Source organism: Colwellia sp. MEBiC06753 (assembly GCF_053470325.1).
The window spans coordinates 1-255 of the sequence record NZ_JBQMTM010000050.1 but is presented as its reverse complement, the minus strand read 5'-3'; the positions used below and the strand labels follow the sequence as shown (position 1 = coordinate 255).

Sequence of the window (255 nt, the reverse complement as noted above, 5' to 3'; positions counted from 1 at the left end):
GGCAATTAGCCCTGCCATTAGATTTACCATAAACGAAATACAGCTACGATGCCTTGTGTGATCAATCTGAGCAATATTCTTAAGCTGATCAAAAACGGTTTCGATGATGAAACGTTTCGATAACATAACTCTGTCCCAAACCGAAATAGGCTGACGCTTCATATTACTTCGCTGACCCGCAATAAAATCGATACCTTGCTCGGCCAGTTGTTCCTTCAAGTTCGCTGAGACATAGCCTTTATCGGCATACAAGCT

Annotated in this window: 1 protein-coding gene; it reads right to left on the bottom strand. The window is 42.4% G+C overall.

The annotated features are described in order from the left end of the window. On the bottom strand, positions 1 to 255 hold a 255-nt coding region (locus ACOB82_RS17730; RefSeq protein WP_448214322.1), incomplete at both ends, for a transposase.